16 protein-coding genes and 1 pseudogene are annotated in these 17,982 nt (G+C 69.4%); 5 read left to right on the top strand and 12 right to left on the bottom strand.

The features are described 5' to 3' along the window. Positions 1–6 precede the first annotated feature (6 nt). Positions 7–570, top strand: a complete 564-nt coding sequence (locus tag ACYQ8K_RS01360; protein ID WP_459966561.1) for a pyridoxamine 5'-phosphate oxidase family protein — start codon at positions 7–9, stop codon at positions 568–570. Here the strand turns inward: ACYQ8K_RS01360 and metK are convergent. From metK to mihF, 5 genes are all read right to left on the bottom strand, one after another. After that, positions 567–1,778 (bottom strand): methionine adenosyltransferase, encoded by a 1,212-nt coding sequence (metK, locus tag ACYQ8K_RS01355; protein WP_459966560.1) that lies wholly within the window; start codon positions 1,776–1,778, stop codon positions 567–569. The two genes, ACYQ8K_RS01360 and metK, sit on opposite strands and share 4 nt — an antisense overlap. Before the next feature lie 96 nt (positions 1,779–1,874). After that, on the bottom strand, positions 1,875–3,140 hold the full coding sequence (gene coaBC, locus ACYQ8K_RS01350) for a bifunctional phosphopantothenoylcysteine decarboxylase/phosphopantothenate--cysteine ligase CoaBC (protein ID WP_459966559.1): 1,266 nt from the start codon (positions 3,138–3,140) through the stop codon (positions 1,875–1,877). 21 nt (positions 3,141–3,161) lie between these two features. Then, entirely contained in the window at positions 3,162–3,488 is a 327-nt protein-coding gene (gene rpoZ / locus ACYQ8K_RS01345) for a DNA-directed RNA polymerase subunit omega (protein ID WP_459966558.1), read from the bottom strand. Between the two features lie 65 nt (positions 3,489–3,553). After that, positions 3,554–4,225, bottom strand: a complete 672-nt coding sequence (gene gmk, locus ACYQ8K_RS01340) for a guanylate kinase (RefSeq protein ID WP_459966557.1) — start codon at positions 4,223–4,225, stop codon at positions 3,554–3,556. Between the two features lie 34 nt (positions 4,226–4,259). Further along, positions 4,260–4,574 carry an integration host factor, actinobacterial type gene (mihF, locus tag ACYQ8K_RS01335; RefSeq protein WP_007171927.1) on the bottom strand — a complete coding sequence of 105 codons (315 nt, stop codon included), beginning with the start codon at positions 4,572–4,574 and terminating at the stop codon, positions 4,260–4,262. A 916-nt stretch (positions 4,575–5,490) separates the two neighbouring features. On the opposite strand from mihF, the gene ACYQ8K_RS01330 reads away from it, so the two are divergent. Further along, positions 5,491–5,913 (top strand): TOBE domain-containing protein, encoded by a 423-nt coding sequence (locus ACYQ8K_RS01330; RefSeq protein WP_066861659.1) that lies wholly within the window; start codon positions 5,491–5,493, stop codon positions 5,911–5,913. Positions 5,914–5,924: 11 nt separating this feature from the next. Here the strand turns inward: ACYQ8K_RS01330 and pyrF are convergent, their stop codons facing one another. From pyrF to pyrR, 7 genes are all read right to left on the bottom strand, one after another. Next, positions 5,925–6,749, bottom strand: coding sequence for an orotidine-5'-phosphate decarboxylase (gene pyrF / locus ACYQ8K_RS01325; RefSeq protein WP_459966556.1), 825 nt, complete (start codon positions 6,747–6,749; stop codon positions 5,925–5,927). Beyond that, positions 6,746–10,111: a carbamoyl-phosphate synthase large subunit gene (gene carB, locus ACYQ8K_RS01320; protein ID WP_459966554.1), complete on the bottom strand. Its 3,366-nt coding sequence runs from the start codon at positions 10,109–10,111 to the stop codon at positions 6,746–6,748. The genes pyrF and carB overlap by 4 nt, the downstream gene beginning before the upstream one ends. Continuing rightward, a complete protein-coding gene (carA, locus tag ACYQ8K_RS01315) occupies positions 10,111–11,232 on the bottom strand; it encodes a glutamine-hydrolyzing carbamoyl-phosphate synthase small subunit (RefSeq protein WP_459966553.1) in 1,122 nt (373 codons plus the stop codon). Before carA ends, carB begins: the two co-directional genes overlap by 1 nt. Then, entirely contained in the window at positions 11,229–11,732 is a 504-nt protein-coding gene (locus tag ACYQ8K_RS01310; RefSeq protein WP_459966552.1) for a PH-like domain-containing protein, read from the bottom strand. The genes carA and ACYQ8K_RS01310 overlap by 4 nt, the downstream gene beginning before the upstream one ends. A gap of 73 nt (positions 11,733–11,805) precedes the next feature. Next, a complete protein-coding gene (locus ACYQ8K_RS01305) occupies positions 11,806–13,098 on the bottom strand; it encodes a dihydroorotase (RefSeq protein WP_459966550.1) in 1,293 nt (430 codons plus the stop codon). Beyond that, entirely contained in the window at positions 13,095–14,054 is a 960-nt protein-coding gene (locus ACYQ8K_RS01300) for an aspartate carbamoyltransferase catalytic subunit (protein ID WP_459966549.1), read from the bottom strand. Before ACYQ8K_RS01300 ends, ACYQ8K_RS01305 begins: the two co-directional genes overlap by 4 nt. Continuing rightward, entirely contained in the window at positions 14,051–14,623 is a 573-nt protein-coding gene (gene pyrR / locus ACYQ8K_RS01295) for a bifunctional pyr operon transcriptional regulator/uracil phosphoribosyltransferase PyrR (protein WP_459966548.1), read from the bottom strand. The genes ACYQ8K_RS01300 and pyrR overlap by 4 nt, the downstream gene beginning before the upstream one ends. A gap of 127 nt (positions 14,624–14,750) precedes the next feature. Between pyrR and ACYQ8K_RS01290 the strand changes: the two are divergent. The 3 genes and pseudogenes from ACYQ8K_RS01290 to ACYQ8K_RS01280 all read left to right on the top strand — a co-directional run bounded on the left by ACYQ8K_RS01290 (position 14,751) and on the right by ACYQ8K_RS01280 (position 17,976). Next, a pseudogene (locus ACYQ8K_RS01290) lies at positions 14,751–16,023 on the top strand (HNH endonuclease). Positions 16,024–16,112: 89 nt separating this feature from the next. Then, positions 16,113–16,736, top strand: coding sequence for a class I SAM-dependent methyltransferase (locus ACYQ8K_RS01285; RefSeq protein ID WP_459966614.1), 624 nt, complete (start codon positions 16,113–16,115; stop codon positions 16,734–16,736). 34 nt (positions 16,737–16,770) lie between these two features. Then, positions 16,771–17,976, top strand: a complete 1,206-nt coding sequence (locus ACYQ8K_RS01280) for a serine hydrolase domain-containing protein (protein ID WP_459966547.1) — start codon at positions 16,771–16,773, stop codon at positions 17,974–17,976. Positions 17,977–17,982: the final 6 nt, after the last annotated feature.

The following is a 17,982-nucleotide window of genomic DNA, read 5'->3' as shown; positions in this document are numbered from 1 at the left end:
GCTCACGTGGCGAAGGAATTTCCGAGCATCGACAGGTCGCTTCGCGACTTCATCCGGGAGCAGGCGGTTTTCTTCGTCGCCACCGCCCCGTCCGAGGGTGGGCGAATCAACCTGTCCCCCAAGGGATATCGCGACACATTCGCGGTGCTCGACGAGCACACGGTCGCCTACCTGGACCTGTTCGGCAGCGGCGTGGAAACCATCGCCCATCTGCGCGACAACGGCCGCATCACCGTCATGTTCTGCTCGTTCACCCGCAACTCGCGGATCCTGCGGCTGTTCGGCACCGGGCGGGTGATCCGCCCCGACGGCACCGAATTCGCCGATCTGATGCGACATTTCGGCGACCAGCACCCGGGGGTCCGCGCGATCATCGTGGTCGATGTGGAGCGGATCGCCGACGCCTGCGGGTTCGCGGTGCCCTATTACGATCTCGTCGACGAACGGCCGGTGCTCGACGCCGCGCATCGCAAGGCCAGCGACGGCCAGTATGGCCGGCTGGTCGATCGCAACCGGCGCAGCATCGACGGGCTGCCCGCGCTGGACGCGGACCACCCTTCGCCGCGTTAGATCGCGCGCTTGAGCTCGTCGACCTTGTTCAGCTGCTCCCAGGGCAGATCGACGTCGGTGCGGCCGAAGTGGCCGTACGCGGCGGTCTGCGCGTAGATGGGGCGCAGCAGGTCCAGGTCGCGGATGATCGCGCCGGGCCGCAGGTCGAATACCTCGGGGACGATCTTCTCGATCTTGACCGGGTCGACCGTCGCGGTGCCGAAGGTCTCGATGAACAGACCGACCGGGGCCGCCTTGCCGATGGCGTAGGCCACCTGCACCTCCACCCGCTCCGCCAGCCCGGCGGCGACGATGTTCTTGGCCACCCAGCGCATCGCGTAGGCCGCCGAACGGTCCACCTTGGACGGATCCTTGCCGGAGAAGGCGCCGCCGCCGTGGCGGGCCCAGCCGCCATAGGTGTCGACGATGATCTTGCGGCCGGTCAGGCCGGCGTCGCCCATCGGGCCGCCGAGGACGAACTTGCCGGTCGGGTTGACCAGCACCCGGGTCGCCGACGAGTCCAGGGTGTCGTGGGCCAGCTCCTCGAGCACGGTCTTGAGCACGTGCTGCCGGATGTCGGGATCCAGGGTCTTCTCCAGGTCGATGCCGTCGGCGTGCTGGGTGGAGACCACCACGGTGTCCAGGCGGACCGGAACGTCGTCCTCGTACTCGATGGTGACCTGCGTCTTGCCGTCCGGGCGCAGGTAGGGCAGCGTGCCGTTCTTGCGGACCTCGGTCAGCTTCCGCGACAGCCGGTGGGCCAGCGCGATCGGCAGCGGCATCCGCTCCGGGGTGTCGTTGATCGCGTAGCCGAACATCAGGCCCTGGTCGCCGGCGCCCTGCAGGTCCAGCGGGTCGGCGGCACCCTCGACGCGGTGCTCGTGCGCGGTGTCGACGCCCTGGGCGATGTCGGGTGACTGCGCCCCGATGCCGATGTTGACCCCACACGTGTTCCCGTCGAAGCCCTTGTCCGAGGAGTCGTAGCCGATGTCGAGGATGCGCTCGCGGACCGTGTTGGTGATGTCGGCGAACGCTTCCTTGGCCGTGGTGGTCACCTCGCCCACCACGTGCACCTGCCCGGTGGTGACCAGCGTCTCGACGGCGACACGTGAACGAGGGTCCTGCGCCAGGAGGGCGTCGAGGACCGAGTCGCTGATCGCGTCACAGATCTTGTCGGGATGTCCCTCAGTCACCGACTCACTGGTAAACAGGCGACCCTTTTCGCTCACAATGCCAATCCTTCCAATTAGTTAGTTAGCCGAATTATATCGGTTGGCGTCGGCCCGGCCAGCACCTGCCCCGGTGCCGCGAAGAACTCGACCGTTCTATCCGCCGTCCCCATGCAGGAACGCGGCGATCGCATCCACGATACGACTGGCCATCAATGTCTTGGAGCCGTGCTGCAGCGCCGACTCGGTGCCGTCGGCCGCAAGCAGCCAGCCGTCGTTGCTGTCCACCTCGAAGGCCCGGCCGTCGCCCACCGCGTTGACGACCAACAGATCGCAGCCCTTGTTGCGCAGCTTCGCCCGGGCGTGAAACAGCACGTCCCCGTTGGCGTCGCCGGTCTCGGCGGCAAAACCCACGATGGCACGCATGTTGGGCAGCTCGCCGTTGGCCCGCGCCCGCACCGCACCGGCCAGCACATCGTCGTTGCGGACCAACTCGATCGTGGGCGGCTGGTCTTGCTCCTTCGGGCTCTTTTTGATCTTGGCGGCCGCAACCCGGGCGGGCCGGAAGTCGGCGACGGCGGCGGCCATCACCAGCACGTCCGCCTCGGCCGCGTGCTTGGCGACGGCGTCGCCCAGTTGCTCGGCCGAGCTGACGTGGACCACCTCGACGCCGGCGGGGTCGATCAGCCCGGCGGTGTGCCCGGCGATCAGCGTGACCTCGGCGCCGCGCTGGGCGGCGACCCGCGCCACCGCATAGCCCTGCTTGCCGGAGCTGCGGTTGCCGATGAAGCGCACCGGGTCGACCGGTTCACGCGTGCCCCCGGCCGTCACCAGCACCTTGCAGCCGGCGAGGTCGTAGGGCAGCGCGTCCTGGCGTTCCAGCAGCAGATGGGCCAGCGTGGTGATCTCCTCGGCCTCCGGCAGCCGCCCCGAGCCGCTGTCCGTGCCGGTGAGCCGCCCGGCGGCGGGTTCGAGTACCACCGCTCCCCGGCGGCGCAGCGTGGCCACATTGTCGACGGTGGCCGGGTGCAACCACATCTCGGTATGCATGGCCGGCGCGAACAGCACCGGACATCGCGCGGTGAGCAGGGTGGCGGTCAGCAGGTCGTCGGCCCGGCCGTGCACCGCCCGGGCCAGCAGGTCCGCGGTGGCCGGCGCCACCACGACCAGGTCGGCCTTCTTGCCGAGCTGGACGTGCGGAACCTCCGGCACGTCGTCGAAGACGCCGGTGCGCACCGGCTGGCCGGAGAGCGCCTCGAACGTGGCGGCCCCGACGAAGCGCAGCGCGGACTCGGTCGGGATGACGCGGACCGAATGACCGGCCTCGGCGAGCTGACGAACGACGGTGCACGCCTTATAGGCGGCGATACCGCCGGAGACGCCGACGATGACGTTTTTCGCGACCCGATCGCGGTTGTCCACAGCGCGCCCGGCCCGGCCCTGTTACTCGCCCTCGGTGTGCTCGAGGAGGTCGCCGTGGATCTCGCGCATCGCGATCGAAAGCGGCTTTTCCTGCAGCCCCGGCTCGACCAGCGGACCGACGTATTCGAGGATGCCCTCACCGAGCTGGTTGTAGTAGTCGTTGATCTGACGGGCCCGCTTGGCGGCGTAGATCACCAGGGCGTACTTGCTCGAGACGCGGTCCAGCAGCTCGTCGATGGGCGGGTTGGTGATGCCCAGCGGGGTGTCGTAGGCGCCCGGTCCCCCGGCGGACGGATCGAACCGGTCGGGGACGGCGGACAGTGCCGCGTCGGACTGCGAAATACTCACTGAGGTCAATCTCCTGGCGGATTGGAGCGGCTCGTCGCCGCTGAAAGAAACTGAAAAATCGGTGGTCAATCTTGCTGGGAAGTGGTCCGGCTTCTGGACTGGCCAGACGGGTCATGCCGGCCCGGCGCAGTTCCCACCAGCAAGGATACCAATTCGGAGCACGCTGACTCCAATTCACTGTTCACGACCACCCGGTCGAAGTCGTTTTGGGCCGCCATTTCGATGCGGGCGGTCTCCAGACGCCGCTGCATGACCTCCGGCGTTTCGGTGCCGCGGCCGACGAGCCTGGCCCTGAGGGCCTCCCAGCTGGGCGGCGCCAGGAAGACCGCCAGGGCCTCGGGCATCGCCTTCTTGACGGCCCGGGCCCCGGCCAGGTCGACCTCGATCAGCACCGGGAATCCGCGGGCCGTGGCGGCCCGGACCGGCTCGGCCAGGGTGCCGGATCGGTGCAGCCCGGAGTGGATTTCGGCCCACTCCAGCAGCGCGCCCTCGTCGATGAGCTGCTGGAAGCGGGCCGGGGTGACGAAGTGGTAGTCGACGCCGTCGACCTCCCCGGGCCGCGGCGCCCGCGTCGTGGCCGAGACGCTGAAATGCAGGTCCGGAACCCGCTCACGCAGGCACCGGACCACCGTCGACTTGCCGACCGCGGAGGGACCGGACAGCACGACCACACGTCCGTTACCTGATGGTTCAGGACGTGTCCCGTGCTGGACGTCCGGTCCCCCGCCGGCGCTCACAGGCGCTCCCTGGGCCGGTGCGCCCACGGCTCGGTTAGGAGCCGAACTTTTCCAGCAGGGCCTTGCGCTGACGATCGCCGAGACCGCGCAGACGGCGGGTCGGGGCGATCTCCAGCTCAGTCATGATCTCCTGCGCCTTGACCTTGCCCACCTTGGGCAACGCCTCGAGAAGCGCGGAAACCTTCATCTTGCCCAGGACTTCGTCGGTCTCGGCGTCCTTGAGGACCTGGGTCAGGTTGGTGCCGCCACGCTTCAGGCGGTCCTTGAGCTCTGCTCGCGCTCGACGTGCGGCAGCCGCCTTCTCCAACGCGGCCGCGCGCTGCTCGTCGGTCAACTGGGGAAGGGCCACGATTCCTCCGTATCTGATCAATCAATTTCAATCGATCTCATTTTGTCTCGCCGGTACTTCTGCCAGCGGAGACGACCGTACTCAGGCCTTCTGACGAAATCTAACCCGACCCCCTGCTTAACGGGGCAAAGTCCCAGCATGCACCGGCGCCTGACCGGCCGAAGCGGTGCTTCCGGCGGGGCTTACGACGCCAGCGCCGCACGCGGTCCTGGCATCGGCGCCGGCTCCGTTTCGGTTCGTCAATAAGCCCTCTACCTGCGGTTTCATCGCTCGGCGGCGGCGAAGGCCGGGACTGCCGGGCGGTCCCGGAAAGCCGCCGGTGAGCGGCCGTCACGCCTGGTGCGAGGGATCACGGATTTATCGCGGCGTGTCGCGCGTGTCGCGGCGTCGGTCAAACGCCAGGCCAACACCGCCGTTCGGCCAGCGCGCGGGTCCCGACGGCTCCGTAGGGGCCCCGAGGCGGCCGTGTGGCCGCGAATCCGGCACTGCGGACACCGTTTGACGATCCAGGTCACGCGGGCATCGTCCAGCAACCTGGGACACGGCCGCCGGGATTCGTCGTCGAATCGCCCGCCGGGCCGGCTGCCGCGCTGCGACGGCCCCACGTTCGCTGGTTGGCGTTCGAGCGCGCGCCACGCGAACGACGTCGGACGTGATCAAGATCTGATCGCCTGAACGGATGGTGAACTTTCGCCAACCGCCAAGGGCCGCAGCGCCGTTGGCTGCCGGGTATCAGCCGCGGCGCCGGAGGGGCGCGGGCGATTGCGACCGCTCATTTCCGCGAAAGCCGGGCAATTCCTCGGTAATTTCCGCACCCGCGGACTACAGCCAATCCAAATGCCGTAATTGCGGGACAGCGGTGCCGCCGGGCCGCATTTCAGCTAACCGGCGGGGCCGAATCCGATACGATCGAGAAGTGTCCAACCTGCGAATTCGCCAGGCAGCCGAGCTGCTCGGCGTCAGCGACGACACCGTGCGGCGCTGGATCAACCAGGGCACCCTTGCGGTCAGTCACGACGCCGCCGGCCGCAAGGTGATCGCGAGCGAGGACCTCGCCCGCTTCTCCCGCACCAATGCGCCCGCCCCGCCGGCGGACCCGCTCAGCATCGGCAGCTCGGCCCGCAACCGGTTCGTCGGGCTGGTCACCTCGGTGGTCAGCGACAAGGTGATGACCCAGGTCGAGATGCAGTGCGGGCCGTTCACCGTGGTGTCGCTGATGAGCACCGAGGCCGCCGAAGAACTGCAGCTGCGTCCCGGAAGCGTCGCGGTGGCCGTCGTCAAGGCCACCACCGTCATCGTCGAGACCGCGCGGCCCAGCACCGCGGTGGCGTCGGACTAGCGCCCGCCCACTCACACAGCCAGGTAGGCGACCGCGTCCAGCATGCGGTCGGCCGCCGCACGCAGCTCCGCCACCCCCGGCCCGGCCCGCAGCACCTCGCGGGCCACCGCGGGCAGCAGCTGCCCGGGTTCCGCGCCGCCCAGCCCGGCGAGGGCCTCCGGCCGCCCGCCCTGGACGCCGAGCCCGGGCACCAGGACCGGACCGCCCAGCGCGCTGAGGTCGGGCGCCTGCAACACCGTCGCGCCGACCACCACGCCGACATATCCCGGCCCGGACGGGGTCGCGGAACGGTTCACCACCGCCGCCTGGTCGACCACCAGCTGGGCCACCGTCCGGCCGTCGAAGGCGGCACGCTGCACGGTGGTGCCCTCGGGGTTGGACGTGGCCGCCAGCACGAACACCCCGCGGTCGTGCGCCGCGGCGGCCTCCAGCAGCGGCCGCAGCGAGCCGAAGCCCAGGTACGGGGTGGCCGTCACGGCGTCGGCGGCCAGCGGTGAATCACCCGCCCACGCGGCGGCATACGCCGCCATGGTCGTGCCGATGTCGCCGCGTTTGGCGTCGGCCAGCACCAGCACCCCGGCCGAGCGCAGCGCCGCGATGGTGCGTTCCAGCACCGCGAATCCCGCGGCGCCGTAGGCCTCGAAGAACGCGACTTGCGGCTTGACGACGGCCAACCCGGAAAACGCCTCGATGCAGATGTCGCAGAACGCCGCCAGGCCGTCGGCGGTCGTGGGCAGGTCCCAGGCACGCAACAGCTCGGGATGGGGGTCAATGCCCACGCACAGCGGTCCGCGCTCCGCCTTCGCGTCCGCCAGCCGGACGCCGAACCCGGTCACCGGTCCCCGTTACCGGGCGGGCCGCCCTGACCGATCTGGCTGTGCAGTTCTTGCAGGCTGCGCACGCCGATGTCACCGCGGATGCCCGCCTCGATGCCCTGGACGGCGGCCGAGGCGCCCTGCACTGTGGTGACACAGGGGATGTTGACCGACACTGCGGCCGAACGGATTTCGTAGCCGTCGATGCGCGGGCCGGAGTTGCCGTAGGGCGTGTTGATCACCATGTCGACCTCACCGGCCTTGATGGCGTCGACGGCCGACGTTTCGGGACGACCGGGCTGCGGGTCCTCGAAGTGCTTGCGCACCTCGTCGCAGGGAATCCCGTTGCGGCGCAACATCTCCGCGGTTCCCTCGGTGGCGAGCACGCGGAAGCCCAGGTCGGCCAGCCGCTTGACGGGGAACACCAGCGAGCGCTTGTCCCGGTTGGCCACCGAGACGAAGATGGTGCCCCGGGCGGGCAGCGACCCGTAGGCGGCGGTCTGGCTCTTGGCAAAGGCGCTGCCGAAATCGCGGTCGATGCCCATCACCTCGCCGGTGGACTTCATCTCCGGGCCCAGCAGCGAGTCGATGGCGGCCCCGTCGGTGCGGCGGAAGCGGTGGAAGGGCAGCACGGCCTCCTTGACCGCGATCGGGGCGTCCTGCGCGGCGTGGGCGCCGTCGCCGGTCGCCGCCAGCAGGCCCTCCTCGCGAAGCTGGGAGATGCTGGCCCCCAACATGACCCGGGCGCAGGCTTTGGCGAGCGGGATCGCAGTGGCCTTCGACACGAACGGCACCGTGCGACTGGCGCGCGGGTTGGCCTCCAGGACGTAGAGCACGTCGTCCTTGAGCGCGTACTGCACGTTGAGCAGGCCCACCACGCCGATGCCGTGCGCGATGGCCTCGGTCGCGCGGCGCACCTTCTCGATGTCGCTGCGGCCCAGCGTCACGGGCGGCAGCGCGCACGCCGAGTCGCCGGAGTGGATGCCGGCCTCCTCGATGTGCTCCATGATGCCGCCGATGTAGACCTCGGTGCCGTCGCACAGCGCGTCCACGTCGATCTCCACCGCGTCCTCGAGGAAGCGGTCGACGAGCACCGGGTGCTCGGGTGAGAGCTCGGTGGCGCGGGTGATGTAGCCCCGCAGCGTCTCCTCGTCGTAGACGATCTCCATGCCCCGGCCGCCCAATACGTAGGACGGCCGCACCAGCACCGGGTAGCCGATGTCCTCGGCGATCCGCTGGGCCTGGGCGAAAGTGGTTGCGGTGCCGTACTTCGGCGCCGGCAGGCCGGCCGAGGTGAGCACGTCGCCGAAGGCGCCGCGGTCCTCGGCCAGGTCGATCGCCTCCGGCGGAGTGCCGACGATCGGCACGCCCACGTCGGCCAGGCGCTGCGCCAGCCCGAGCGGTGTCTGGCCGCCCAGTTGCACGATCACCCCGGCCACGCCCGGGCCGTCACCGGCGGACTGCTGCTCGGCGCGGAACACCTCGAGCACGTCCTCGAAGGTCAGCGGCTCGAAGTACAGCCGGTCGGCGGTGTCGTAATCGGTGGACACCGTCTCCGGGTTGCAGTTGACCATGACGGTCTCAAAACCGGCCTGCGACAAGGTCGTTGCCGCGTGCACGCAGCTGTAGTCGAACTCGATGCCCTGGCCGATGCGATTGGGACCCGACCCCAGGATGAGCACCTTGGGGCGCTGCGTCTGCGGCGCCACCTCGGTCTCGGCGGCGGGGTCGAGCTCGTAGCTGCTGTAGTGATACGGCGTCTTGGCCTCGAACTCGGCGGCGCAGGTGTCGACGGTCTTGTACACCGGGTGCACACCCAGCCGCTCACGCAGCGACCGAACGCCGTTCTCGCCGGCCAATTCCGGTCGCAGCGCCGCGATCTGGCGGTCGGACAACCCGCTGTGCTTGCCGCGACGCAGCAGGTCGGCGTCGAGCACCGGGGCGGCGATCAACTCGGCACGCAAATCGATCAGCTCACCGATCTGCGCGACGAACCACGGGTCCACGCCGCTGGCCTCGGCGACCTGCTCCACCGACGCACCCAGCCGCAGCGCCAGTTCGATGTCGTAGAGCCGGCCCTCGGTCGGTGTCCGCAGCCGGGTCAGCACCTCGTCGACGTCGCCCTCGGGGTCCGGCTTGGTCCAGAAACCGGCGCGGGTGGTCTCCAGCGACCGCATCACCTTGCCGAGCGCCTCAACGAAGTTGCGGCCCAACGACATCGCCTCGCCGACGGATTTCATGGTGGTGGTCAGCGTGGGATCGGCGCCCGGGAACTTCTCGAACGCGAAGCGCGGCGCCTTGACCACCACGTAGTCCAGGGTGGGCTCGAAGCAGGCCGGCGTTTCCTTGGTGATGTCGTTGACGATCTCATCGAGCGTGTACCCGATGGCCAGCTTGGCCGCGATCTTGGCGATGGGGAAACCGGTCGCCTTGGACGCCAGCGCGCTGGACCGCGACACCCGGGGGTTCATCTCGATGACGATCAGCCGGCCGTCGACGGGGTTGATCGCGAACTGGATGTTGCAGCCGCCGGTGTCCACCCCGACCTCGCGCAGGATCGCGATGCCCAGGTCCCGCATCCGCTGGTACTCCCGGTCGGTCAGCGTCATCGCCGGCGCGACGGTGACCGAGTCACCGGTGTGCACGCCCATCGGGTCGAAGTTCTCGATCGAGCAGACCACGACCACGTTGTCGTTGCCGTCGCGCATCAGCTCGAGCTCGAATTCCTTCCAGCCGTAGATCGATTCCTCGATCAGCACGTTGGCGCTCGGGCTTTCGGCCAGCCCGGCGCCGGCCATCCGGTCGACCTCCTCGACGGACCGCGCCATCCCCGAACCGAGGCCGCCCATGGTGAAGCTGGGCCGCACCACGACCGGCAGGCCGAGCTCGGCGACCGTCTCGCGGACCTCTTCCATGGTGAAACACACTCGGCTGCGGGCGGATTCACCGCCGACCTTGGCGACGATGTCCTTGAACATCTGCCGGTCCTCGCCGCGCTGGATGGCGTCGAAGTCGGCGCCGATCAGCTCGACGCCGTGCCGCTCCAGCGCCCCGTTCTCGTACAGCGCGACCGCGGTGTTCAGCGCGGTCTGGCCGCCCAGGGTGGCCAGCACGGCGTCGATCTTGTTGCCGCGCTCGGCCTGCTGGGCGATCACCTTCTCCACGAACGCGGCGGTGATCGGCTCGACGTAGGTGTGGTCGGCGTACTCGGGGTCGGTCATGATGGTCGCCGGGTTGGAGTTGACCAGGCTGACCTGCAGCCCCTCCGCGCGCAGCACCCGGCAGGCCTGGGTGCCCGAGTAGTCGAACTCGCAGGCCTGACCGATGACGATCGGCCCCGAGCCGATCACCAGCACGTGGTTGAGGTCGGTGCGACGTGGCACTAGCGGCCCTCCCCTGCCATCAGCTCGATGAATTGGTCGAACAGGTACTCCGCATCGTGCGGTCCGGCCGCGGCCTCCGGGTGGTACTGCACCGAGAAGGCTTGCCCGTCTGCGAGTTTGACGCCTTCGACCACTCCGTCGTTGGCGCAGGTGTGGCTGACGATCGCCCGGCCGAACGGCGTGTCGAAGGACTGGCCGGCCTCGCCCTCGAGCGCGAAGCCGTGGTTCTGGGCGGTGACCGCCACCCGCCCGGTGGCGTGGTCGATCACCGGGATATTGATGCCGCGGTGGCCGAACACCATCTTGTAGGTGGACAGTCCCAGCGCCCGGCCCAGGATCTGATTGCCGAAGCAGATGCCGAACAACGGGATTCCGGCGCCCAGCACCTCGCGGGTGACCGCGACGATGTGGTCGGCGGTGGCGGGATCGCCGGGGCCGTTGGACAGGAAGACGCCGTCGGGTTTGAGGTCGGCGATCTGCTCGTAGGTCGCCGCGGAGGCCAGCACGTGGGTGCGGACGCCGCGCCGGGCGAAGTTGCGCGGCGTGTTGGTTTTGATCCCCAGGTCCAGCGCGGCGACCGTAAACCGCTGTGAGCCTTCGGGTTCCACGACGTAGGTGTCCGGCGTGCTGACCTCGCCGGCCAGGTCGGCGCCCAGCATCGACTGCTGGCCGCGCACCCGCGCCAGCAGTTCGTCCGCATCGGCGAGCGCGTCGCCGGAGAACACGCCCGCCTTCATCGAGCCGCGGGTGCGCAGATGCCGCACCACCGCGCGGGTGTCGATGCCGGCGATGCCCACGATGTGCTGGCGGACCAGTTCGTCCTCCAGGGTGCCGGTGGCCCGCCAGTTGGACGGGCGCGGCGACGGGTCGCGCACCGCGTAGCCGGCCACCCAGATCTTGTCGCCGCGGCTCTCGGCGTCCTCGCCGTTCCAGCCCGTGTTGCCGATCTGCGGCGCGGTGGCCACCACGATCTGCCGGTGGTAACTAGGATCGGTCAGCGTCTCCTGATAGCCGGACATGCCGGTGGAAAACACGGCCTCGCCCAATGTTTGGCCGACCTTGCCGAACGGTGCGCCGGTGAAGACGCGCCCGTCCTCGAGTACCAACTGCGCCTTAGTCACGTGCGCCGCTCCTCCTCACTGTGCGATGCGAGCCAGTCGTCGTAATCGCCACGGTTGTTCGCCCGGAAACCGGTGTCGATCTCGACGCCCGACGGCAGCCGCCAGCGGATCGCCAGAATGCCGATCCGGCCCGTCATCCGGCGCTCCATACGGATCTCCCTGACCGAGTCCCGTGGAATCCAAATCGGTTGGGCCCGTATCCGATCCACCATGATGCCCCCCGCGTAGCGGGTCAGCACCGCTTTGCTGCGGAAACCCAGATCGCCGGCCGCGATCCGCTCACTCCAGCCCGGTGCCATCATGGAACCGCAATAGTGGCCACGGGTGCTGATGGTCGCCGCCCCCACATGGTCCGGGATGTCGGGCAACGCCCCGATCAGCTCCGCCTGTTGCTGCGAGCGGCGATGCCAGGTCCGCATCATCAGCTGGATCACCACCGTGATCACCACCACCACCACGGCCGCGAAGATCAACGATCCCACCAGCGTGCCCGAGTTCATGAGCGCCGCTCTCCCACGCAAGCGGGAGGTGCCCCCACCACATCGCTGCGCTCTGCATCGTCGGCGGCGCGGTTCATGCCGGGGACTTCCCGTCTCGGGCGGTGACCTTGCCGCGCAGCAGCGTGGCGGTCACCGTGGCTGGCAGGGTCATCGCCTCATAGGGTGTGTTGGCCGACCGGCTGGCCAGGTCGGAACCGGCGACCGTCCACGAGGCTGTGGGGTCCACCACCGTGAGGTTGGCCGGCTCACCCACCTCCAGCGGACGGCCGTGATCGGGCAGGCCCACGATGCGGGCGGGGTTTTCGCTCATCACCCGGGCGACGTCGCGCCAGGTCAACAACCCGGGGGTGACCATCGTCTGCACCACGATCGACAGCGCCGTCTGCAACCCCAGCATGCCCGGGCGCGCCGCGGAGAACTCCACGCACTTCTCGTGCTCGGCGTGCGGGGCGTGATCGGTGGCCACACAGTCGATGACGCCGTCGGCCAGCGCCTGGCGCAGCGCCACCGCGTCGGCCGCTTCGCGCAGCGGCGGGTTCACCCGGTTTTGCCCGTCGTAACTGGCCAGCCTGCTGTCGTCGAGCATCAGGTGGTGCGGGGTGACCTCGGCGGTGATCGAGATCCCTTGCGCCTTGGCCCATTTCACGATCTCCACGGTGCCCGCGGTGGAAGCGTGGCAGATGTGCACCCGGGCGCCGGCGTCGCGGGCGAGCAGCGCGTCGCGGGCGACGATCGACTCCTCGGCGGCCCGGGGCCAGCCCGCCAGGCCCAGCCGGGCGGCGGTGGGCCCCTCATGGGCGACGGCGCCGACGGTCAGCCGGGGCTCCTCGGCGTGCTGGGCGACGAGCACGCCCAGACCGGTGGCGTATTCCAGCGCGCGGCGCATCACCAGCGGGTCGTGCACGCAGATGCCGTCGTCGGAGAACATCCGCACCTGCGCGGCCCCGGCCGCCATCATGCCCATCTCGGTGAGCTCCTTGCCGGCGAGCCCGACGGTGACGGCGCCTACCGGGTGCACGTCCACCAGGCCGACCTGCTGGCCTCGGTGCCAGACGTGGTCGGTGACCACCGGGCTGTCGGCGACCGGGTTGGTGTTGGCCATCGCGAACACCGCGGTGTAGCCCCCCAGAGCCGCTGCGGCCGAGCCGGTTTCGATGTCCTCGGCGTATTCGCGCCCGGGCTCGCGCAGATGGGTGTGCAGGTCGACGAGGCCGGGCAGCAGGACCTGGTCGGTGGCGTCGATGACGTCGGCGGTGTCCGGGATGTCCAGCGTCGCCCCGATGTCGGCGATCTGCCCGTCATCGACGAGGACGTCGACGCGATCCCCTTCGCCGTACAGCCTGACCCCACGCAGCAGCACGCTCACGCCGCACCCTCTTCTCCGGCTGATTCGGTGCCGACCAGCACGTGGAACAGCACCGCCATCCGCACGTGGACACCATTGGAAACCTGTTGCAGCACAGCCGATTGCGATGAGTCCGCCACCGACGAGGCGATCTCCATGCCGCGCAGCATCGGCCCCGGGTGCAGCACCACGGCGTGGCCGGGCAGCATCGCCTGGCGGCGATCGGAAAGCCCGTACAGCGAAGAGTATTCGCGCACCGACGGGAAGAACCCGCCGTTCATCCGCTCGGCCTGCACCCGCAGCATCAGCACCGCGTCGGCGGCGGGCAGCTCGGCGTCGAAGTCGTTCGACACGGTGACCGGCCAGCCCTCGACGCCGACCGGCAACAGCGTCGGCGGCGCGACCAGCACCACCTCGGCGCCCAGGGTGTGCAGCAGCATCACGTTGGAGCGCGCGACCCGGCTGTGCAGGATGTCGCCCACGATGACGATGCGACGGCCCTCGATGCCGCCGAGCCGCTGGCGAATGGTGAGCGCGTCCAGCAGCGCCTGGGTCGGGTGCTCGTGGGTGCCGTCGCCGGCGTTGATCACCGACGGCCCCCCGTCGTCGTTGGCCGCGGTCCAGTCGGCGAGCAGGTGCGCGGCGCCGGAGGCCGGGTGGCGGATGATCAGCGCGTCGGCGCCGGCGGCGCGCAGCGTGAACGCGGTGTCGCGCAGCGACTCGCCCTTGCCCACCGACGATCCGGAGGCGCTGACGTTGATCACGTCGGCGCTCATCCACTTGCCGGCCACCTCGAAGGACACCCGGGTGCGGGTCGAGTTCTCGTAGAACATCGTGACGATGGTGCGGCCGCGCAGCGTCGGCAACTTCTTGATCTCGCGACCCACCAGCGCCTGCGCGAACCGGTCGGCGTCGTCGAGGATGGCGGTGGCGTCATCGCGGCTCAGGTCGCCGGCCGCCAGCAGATGCCGCGTCATCGTGAGATCACCACCCCGTCATCGCCGTCGTTCTCGCTCAGCAGCACGTGCACGCTCTCGGCGCGCGAGGTGGGGACGTTCTTGCCCACATAGTCGGCGCGCAGCGGCAGTTCGCGATGGCCGCGGTCGACCAGCACCGCCAGCTGCACCACCCGCGGCCGACCCACGTCGCGCAGCGCGTCCAGCGCGCAACGCACCGAGCGGCCGGAGTACAAGACGTCGTCGACCAGGATCACCAGCGCGTCGTCGATGCCGCCGGCCGGAATCGAGGTGGCTTCCAGCGGTCGCGGCGGCTTCTGCATCAGGTCGTCGCGGTAGAGCGTGATGTCCAGGGCGCCGTGGCCGACCTCGACGCCGCTGTATTCGCCGATGTTGGTGGCGAGCCGATTGGCGAGGATCACACCGCGGGTCGGGATGCCGAGCAGCACCACCCGTGGCGCGTCGGGACCGTCCAGCGCGGTCTTTTCGATGATCTGATGCGCAATGCGGGAAATGGTGCGGCCCACATCGGCCGCCGACATCAACTCCCGGGAATCGCTGCCCAAGCCGGTGTCGCCCGCAGCACCCATGACGAAACTTGACCTCCTTCTCCGCCTCGCCGGACGGATCGTTAAAGGATGTCGACTGCGTGGCAGCGTAGCACTTGTTTCGGGTGCTGCGGTCGGCGTGTCCGCGGGATGAGCTACTATCGAATGTATGTTCGAATCACCGGAGGAAGCCGCGTTGCTCGCGCGGATCGCCGCGCAGGAGCGAGCCAAATCGGCGGCTGCGGCGGACCAGGCGCGGGCGGCCGCGGCGCTGGATGCGCTGCGCCGCTCGAACGAGGCGGCCGCCGGGGTGCCGGTCCCTCAGCGCGGCCGCGGCGTGGCCAGCGAGATCGCCTTGGCACGACGGGACTCGCCCGCCCGCGGCGGCAGGCATCTCGGATTCGCCAAGGCATTGGTCCACGAGATGCCACACACCCTGGCGGCGCTCGAGCGCGGGCAATTGTCCGAATGGCGGGCCACCCTGATCGTGCCTGATCGTGCGTGAGTCGGCATGCCTGGACGTCGACGATCGCCGCGCGCTGGACGCCGAATTGTGCGGCGACACGTCCTCGTTCGACGGTATGGGAGATGCCCGGATCGCGGCGGCGGCAAGGGCAATCGCCTATCGGCTCAATGCGCAGGCGGTCGTGGATCGTGCCGCGAAGGCCGAATCCGAACGGACAGTGACGATCCGGCCGGCCCCCGACACCATGACGTGGGTGACAGCCCTGTTGCCCGTGGCCCAGGGCGTCTCGGTGTACGCGGCCCTCAAGCGGGCCGCCGACACCACCTTCGATGAACGCTCGCGTGGCCAGGTGATGGCCGACACGCTGGTTGAGCGCGTCACGGGACGACCCGCCGGGGCCGCTCAGCCGGTGGCGGTCAGTCTGATCTTGTCCGACGAGACCCTATTCGGGAACGCCGCCGAGGCGGCCATCGTCGATGGGTATGGCCCGATTCCGGCGGCCGTGGCCCGCCAGCTGGTAAGCGCTGCGGTCACTGACGCTCGGTCGCGGGCCACGCTGCGACGGCTCTATCGGCATCCGCGTTCGGGGGCCCTGGTGACGATGGAATCGCGGGCGCGCCGTTTCCCAAAAGGCCTGGCCACCTTTATCGGGCTGCGGGATCAGCGCTGTCGCACACCGTACTGCGATGCCCCCATCCGCCACCGCGACCACGCCCGGCCGCATCATCGCGGCGGGCTGACGACCGCGGCCAATGGGCTGGGCCTGTGCGAGCACTGTAACTACGTCAAGGAAGTGCCCGGCTGGCGTGTCACGGCCACAACGGACGAAAATGGTGCACACACAGCCGATTTCACCACGCCCACCGGCATGCACTACCAATCGGGCGCGCCACCGGCACCCGGGCCGTCGGGGGTGGACGTCAGTGAGCTGGAAATCAGCGTGGGTGTCCGTCTCGCCGATCATCGCGCCGCCTAGATGCAGCGCGCCACTACGCGCCGACGGCGTCTACCGTGGCGACAGTGACGGACCCGACCTGTTCCTCCGGATTCTCCGGCTTACAACGGATGGACTTCGACGCGCTCTACCGCGGCGAGAGCCCCGGCGAAGGCATCCCGCCGATGGCCACACCGCCATGGGATACCAAGGCTCCCAAAGACAGTGTCATCGCATGGCATAACCGTGGCTGGGTCCACGGGGACGTCCTCGACATCGGTTGCGGGCTCGGCGACAACGCCATATATCTGGCCAAGAACGGCTACCGGGTGACCGGTCTGGACCTCTCCCCGACCGCATTGATCACCGCCGAACGGCGGGCCGCGGATGCCGGCGTGAACGTGACGTTCGCGGTGGCCGACTCGACCAGGCTCGAGGGCTACACCAGCGTATTCGACACCGTCGTCGACAGCGGCATGTTCCACTGCCTCGACGACCACGGCAAGCGCCGCTACGCCGCCGCGGCACGCCGCGCGACGAAGCCGGGTGCCACGCTGTTGATCAGTTGCTTCTCCGACGCAAACCCCACCGACCCGGAGTGGCCGCGGCCCGCGGTGTCCGAGCAGACGCTGCGCAACGTCCTCGGGGGCGCGGGCTGGGACATCGAGTCGCTGGGGCCGGCGACCATGCGGCGTGAGTTAGACGGCAAGCAAATCGAAATGGCGTTCTGGTACGTCCGCGCGCAGCGGCGCTAACCGTGCACCGCCGACGGCCCGCTAACCTGACCGGGTGAACCTCGACACCAATGCCGCCGCTGTCCGCGAAGTGTGCGACGCCGGCCTGCTCGCCGGTGCGGTGACCGTGGTCTGGCAGCGCGGAGAACTCCTGCAGGTCAACGAAATCGGCTACCGCGACGTGGACGCGGGTCTGCCGATGCAGCGCGACACGCTGTTTCGCATCGCGTCGATGACCAAGCCGGTGACGGTCGCGACGGTGATGAGCCTGGTCGACGACGGCAGGCTGACGCTCAAGGACCCGGTCACCCGCTGGGCGCCGGAGTTGGCCGACGTGCGGGTGCTCGACGATCCGCACGGCCCGCTCGACCGGACGCACCCGGTGAACCGCGCCATCCTGATCGAGGACCTGCTCACCCACACCAGCGGGCTGGCCTACGGCTTCTCGGTGTCCGGGCCGATCTCCAAGGCCTACATGCGGCTGCCCTTCAATCAGGGCCCGGACGCCTGGCTGGCTGAGCTGGCCAAGCTGCCGCTGGTGCATCAGCCCGGCGACCGGGTCACCTACAGCCACTCCATCGACCTGCTGGGCGTCATCGCCTCCCGCGTCGAGGACAAGCCGTTCCACGAGGTGCTCGACGAACGCATCCTGGGCCCCTCGGGCATGACCGACACCGGGTTCTTCGTCTCACCCGAGGCGCGGCGCCGCGCGGCGACCATGTACTCCCTCGACGAACAGAGCCGGCTGCACCACGGCGTGATGGGCCCACCGCACATCACCCCGCCCTCGTTCTGCAACGCCGGCGGCGGATTGTGGTCAAGCGCCGACGACTACCTGCGGTTCGTGCGGATGCTGCTCGGCGGCGGCACGGTCGACGGGGTGCGGGTGCTCTCGGAAGAGTCCGTCCGGTCGATGCGGACCGACCGGCTCACCGACGAGCAGAAGCGGCACAACTTCCTGGGCGCGCCGTACTGGGTGGGCCGCGGCTTCGGGCTGAACCTGTCGCTGGTGACCGATCCGGCCAAGAGCACACCGCTGTTCGGGCCCGGCGGCCTCGGCACGTTCAGCTGGCCCGGCGCCTATGGGACCTGGTGGCAGGCCGACCCGAGCGCGGATCTGATCCTGCTCTACCTGATTCAGAACCTGCCGGACCTGACCGTCGACGCCGCCACGGCCGTCGCGGGAAACACGTCGCTGGCCAAACTCCGCACGGCTCAACCGCGATTCGTCCGCAACACCTATCGCGCCCTCGACCTTTAGAGTCAC

It is taken from the genome of Mycobacterium sp. MUNTM1, from assembly GCF_054660795.1.
Note: the sequence above shows the minus strand (reverse complement) of the source record. Positions and strands in the feature narration are given on the sequence as shown.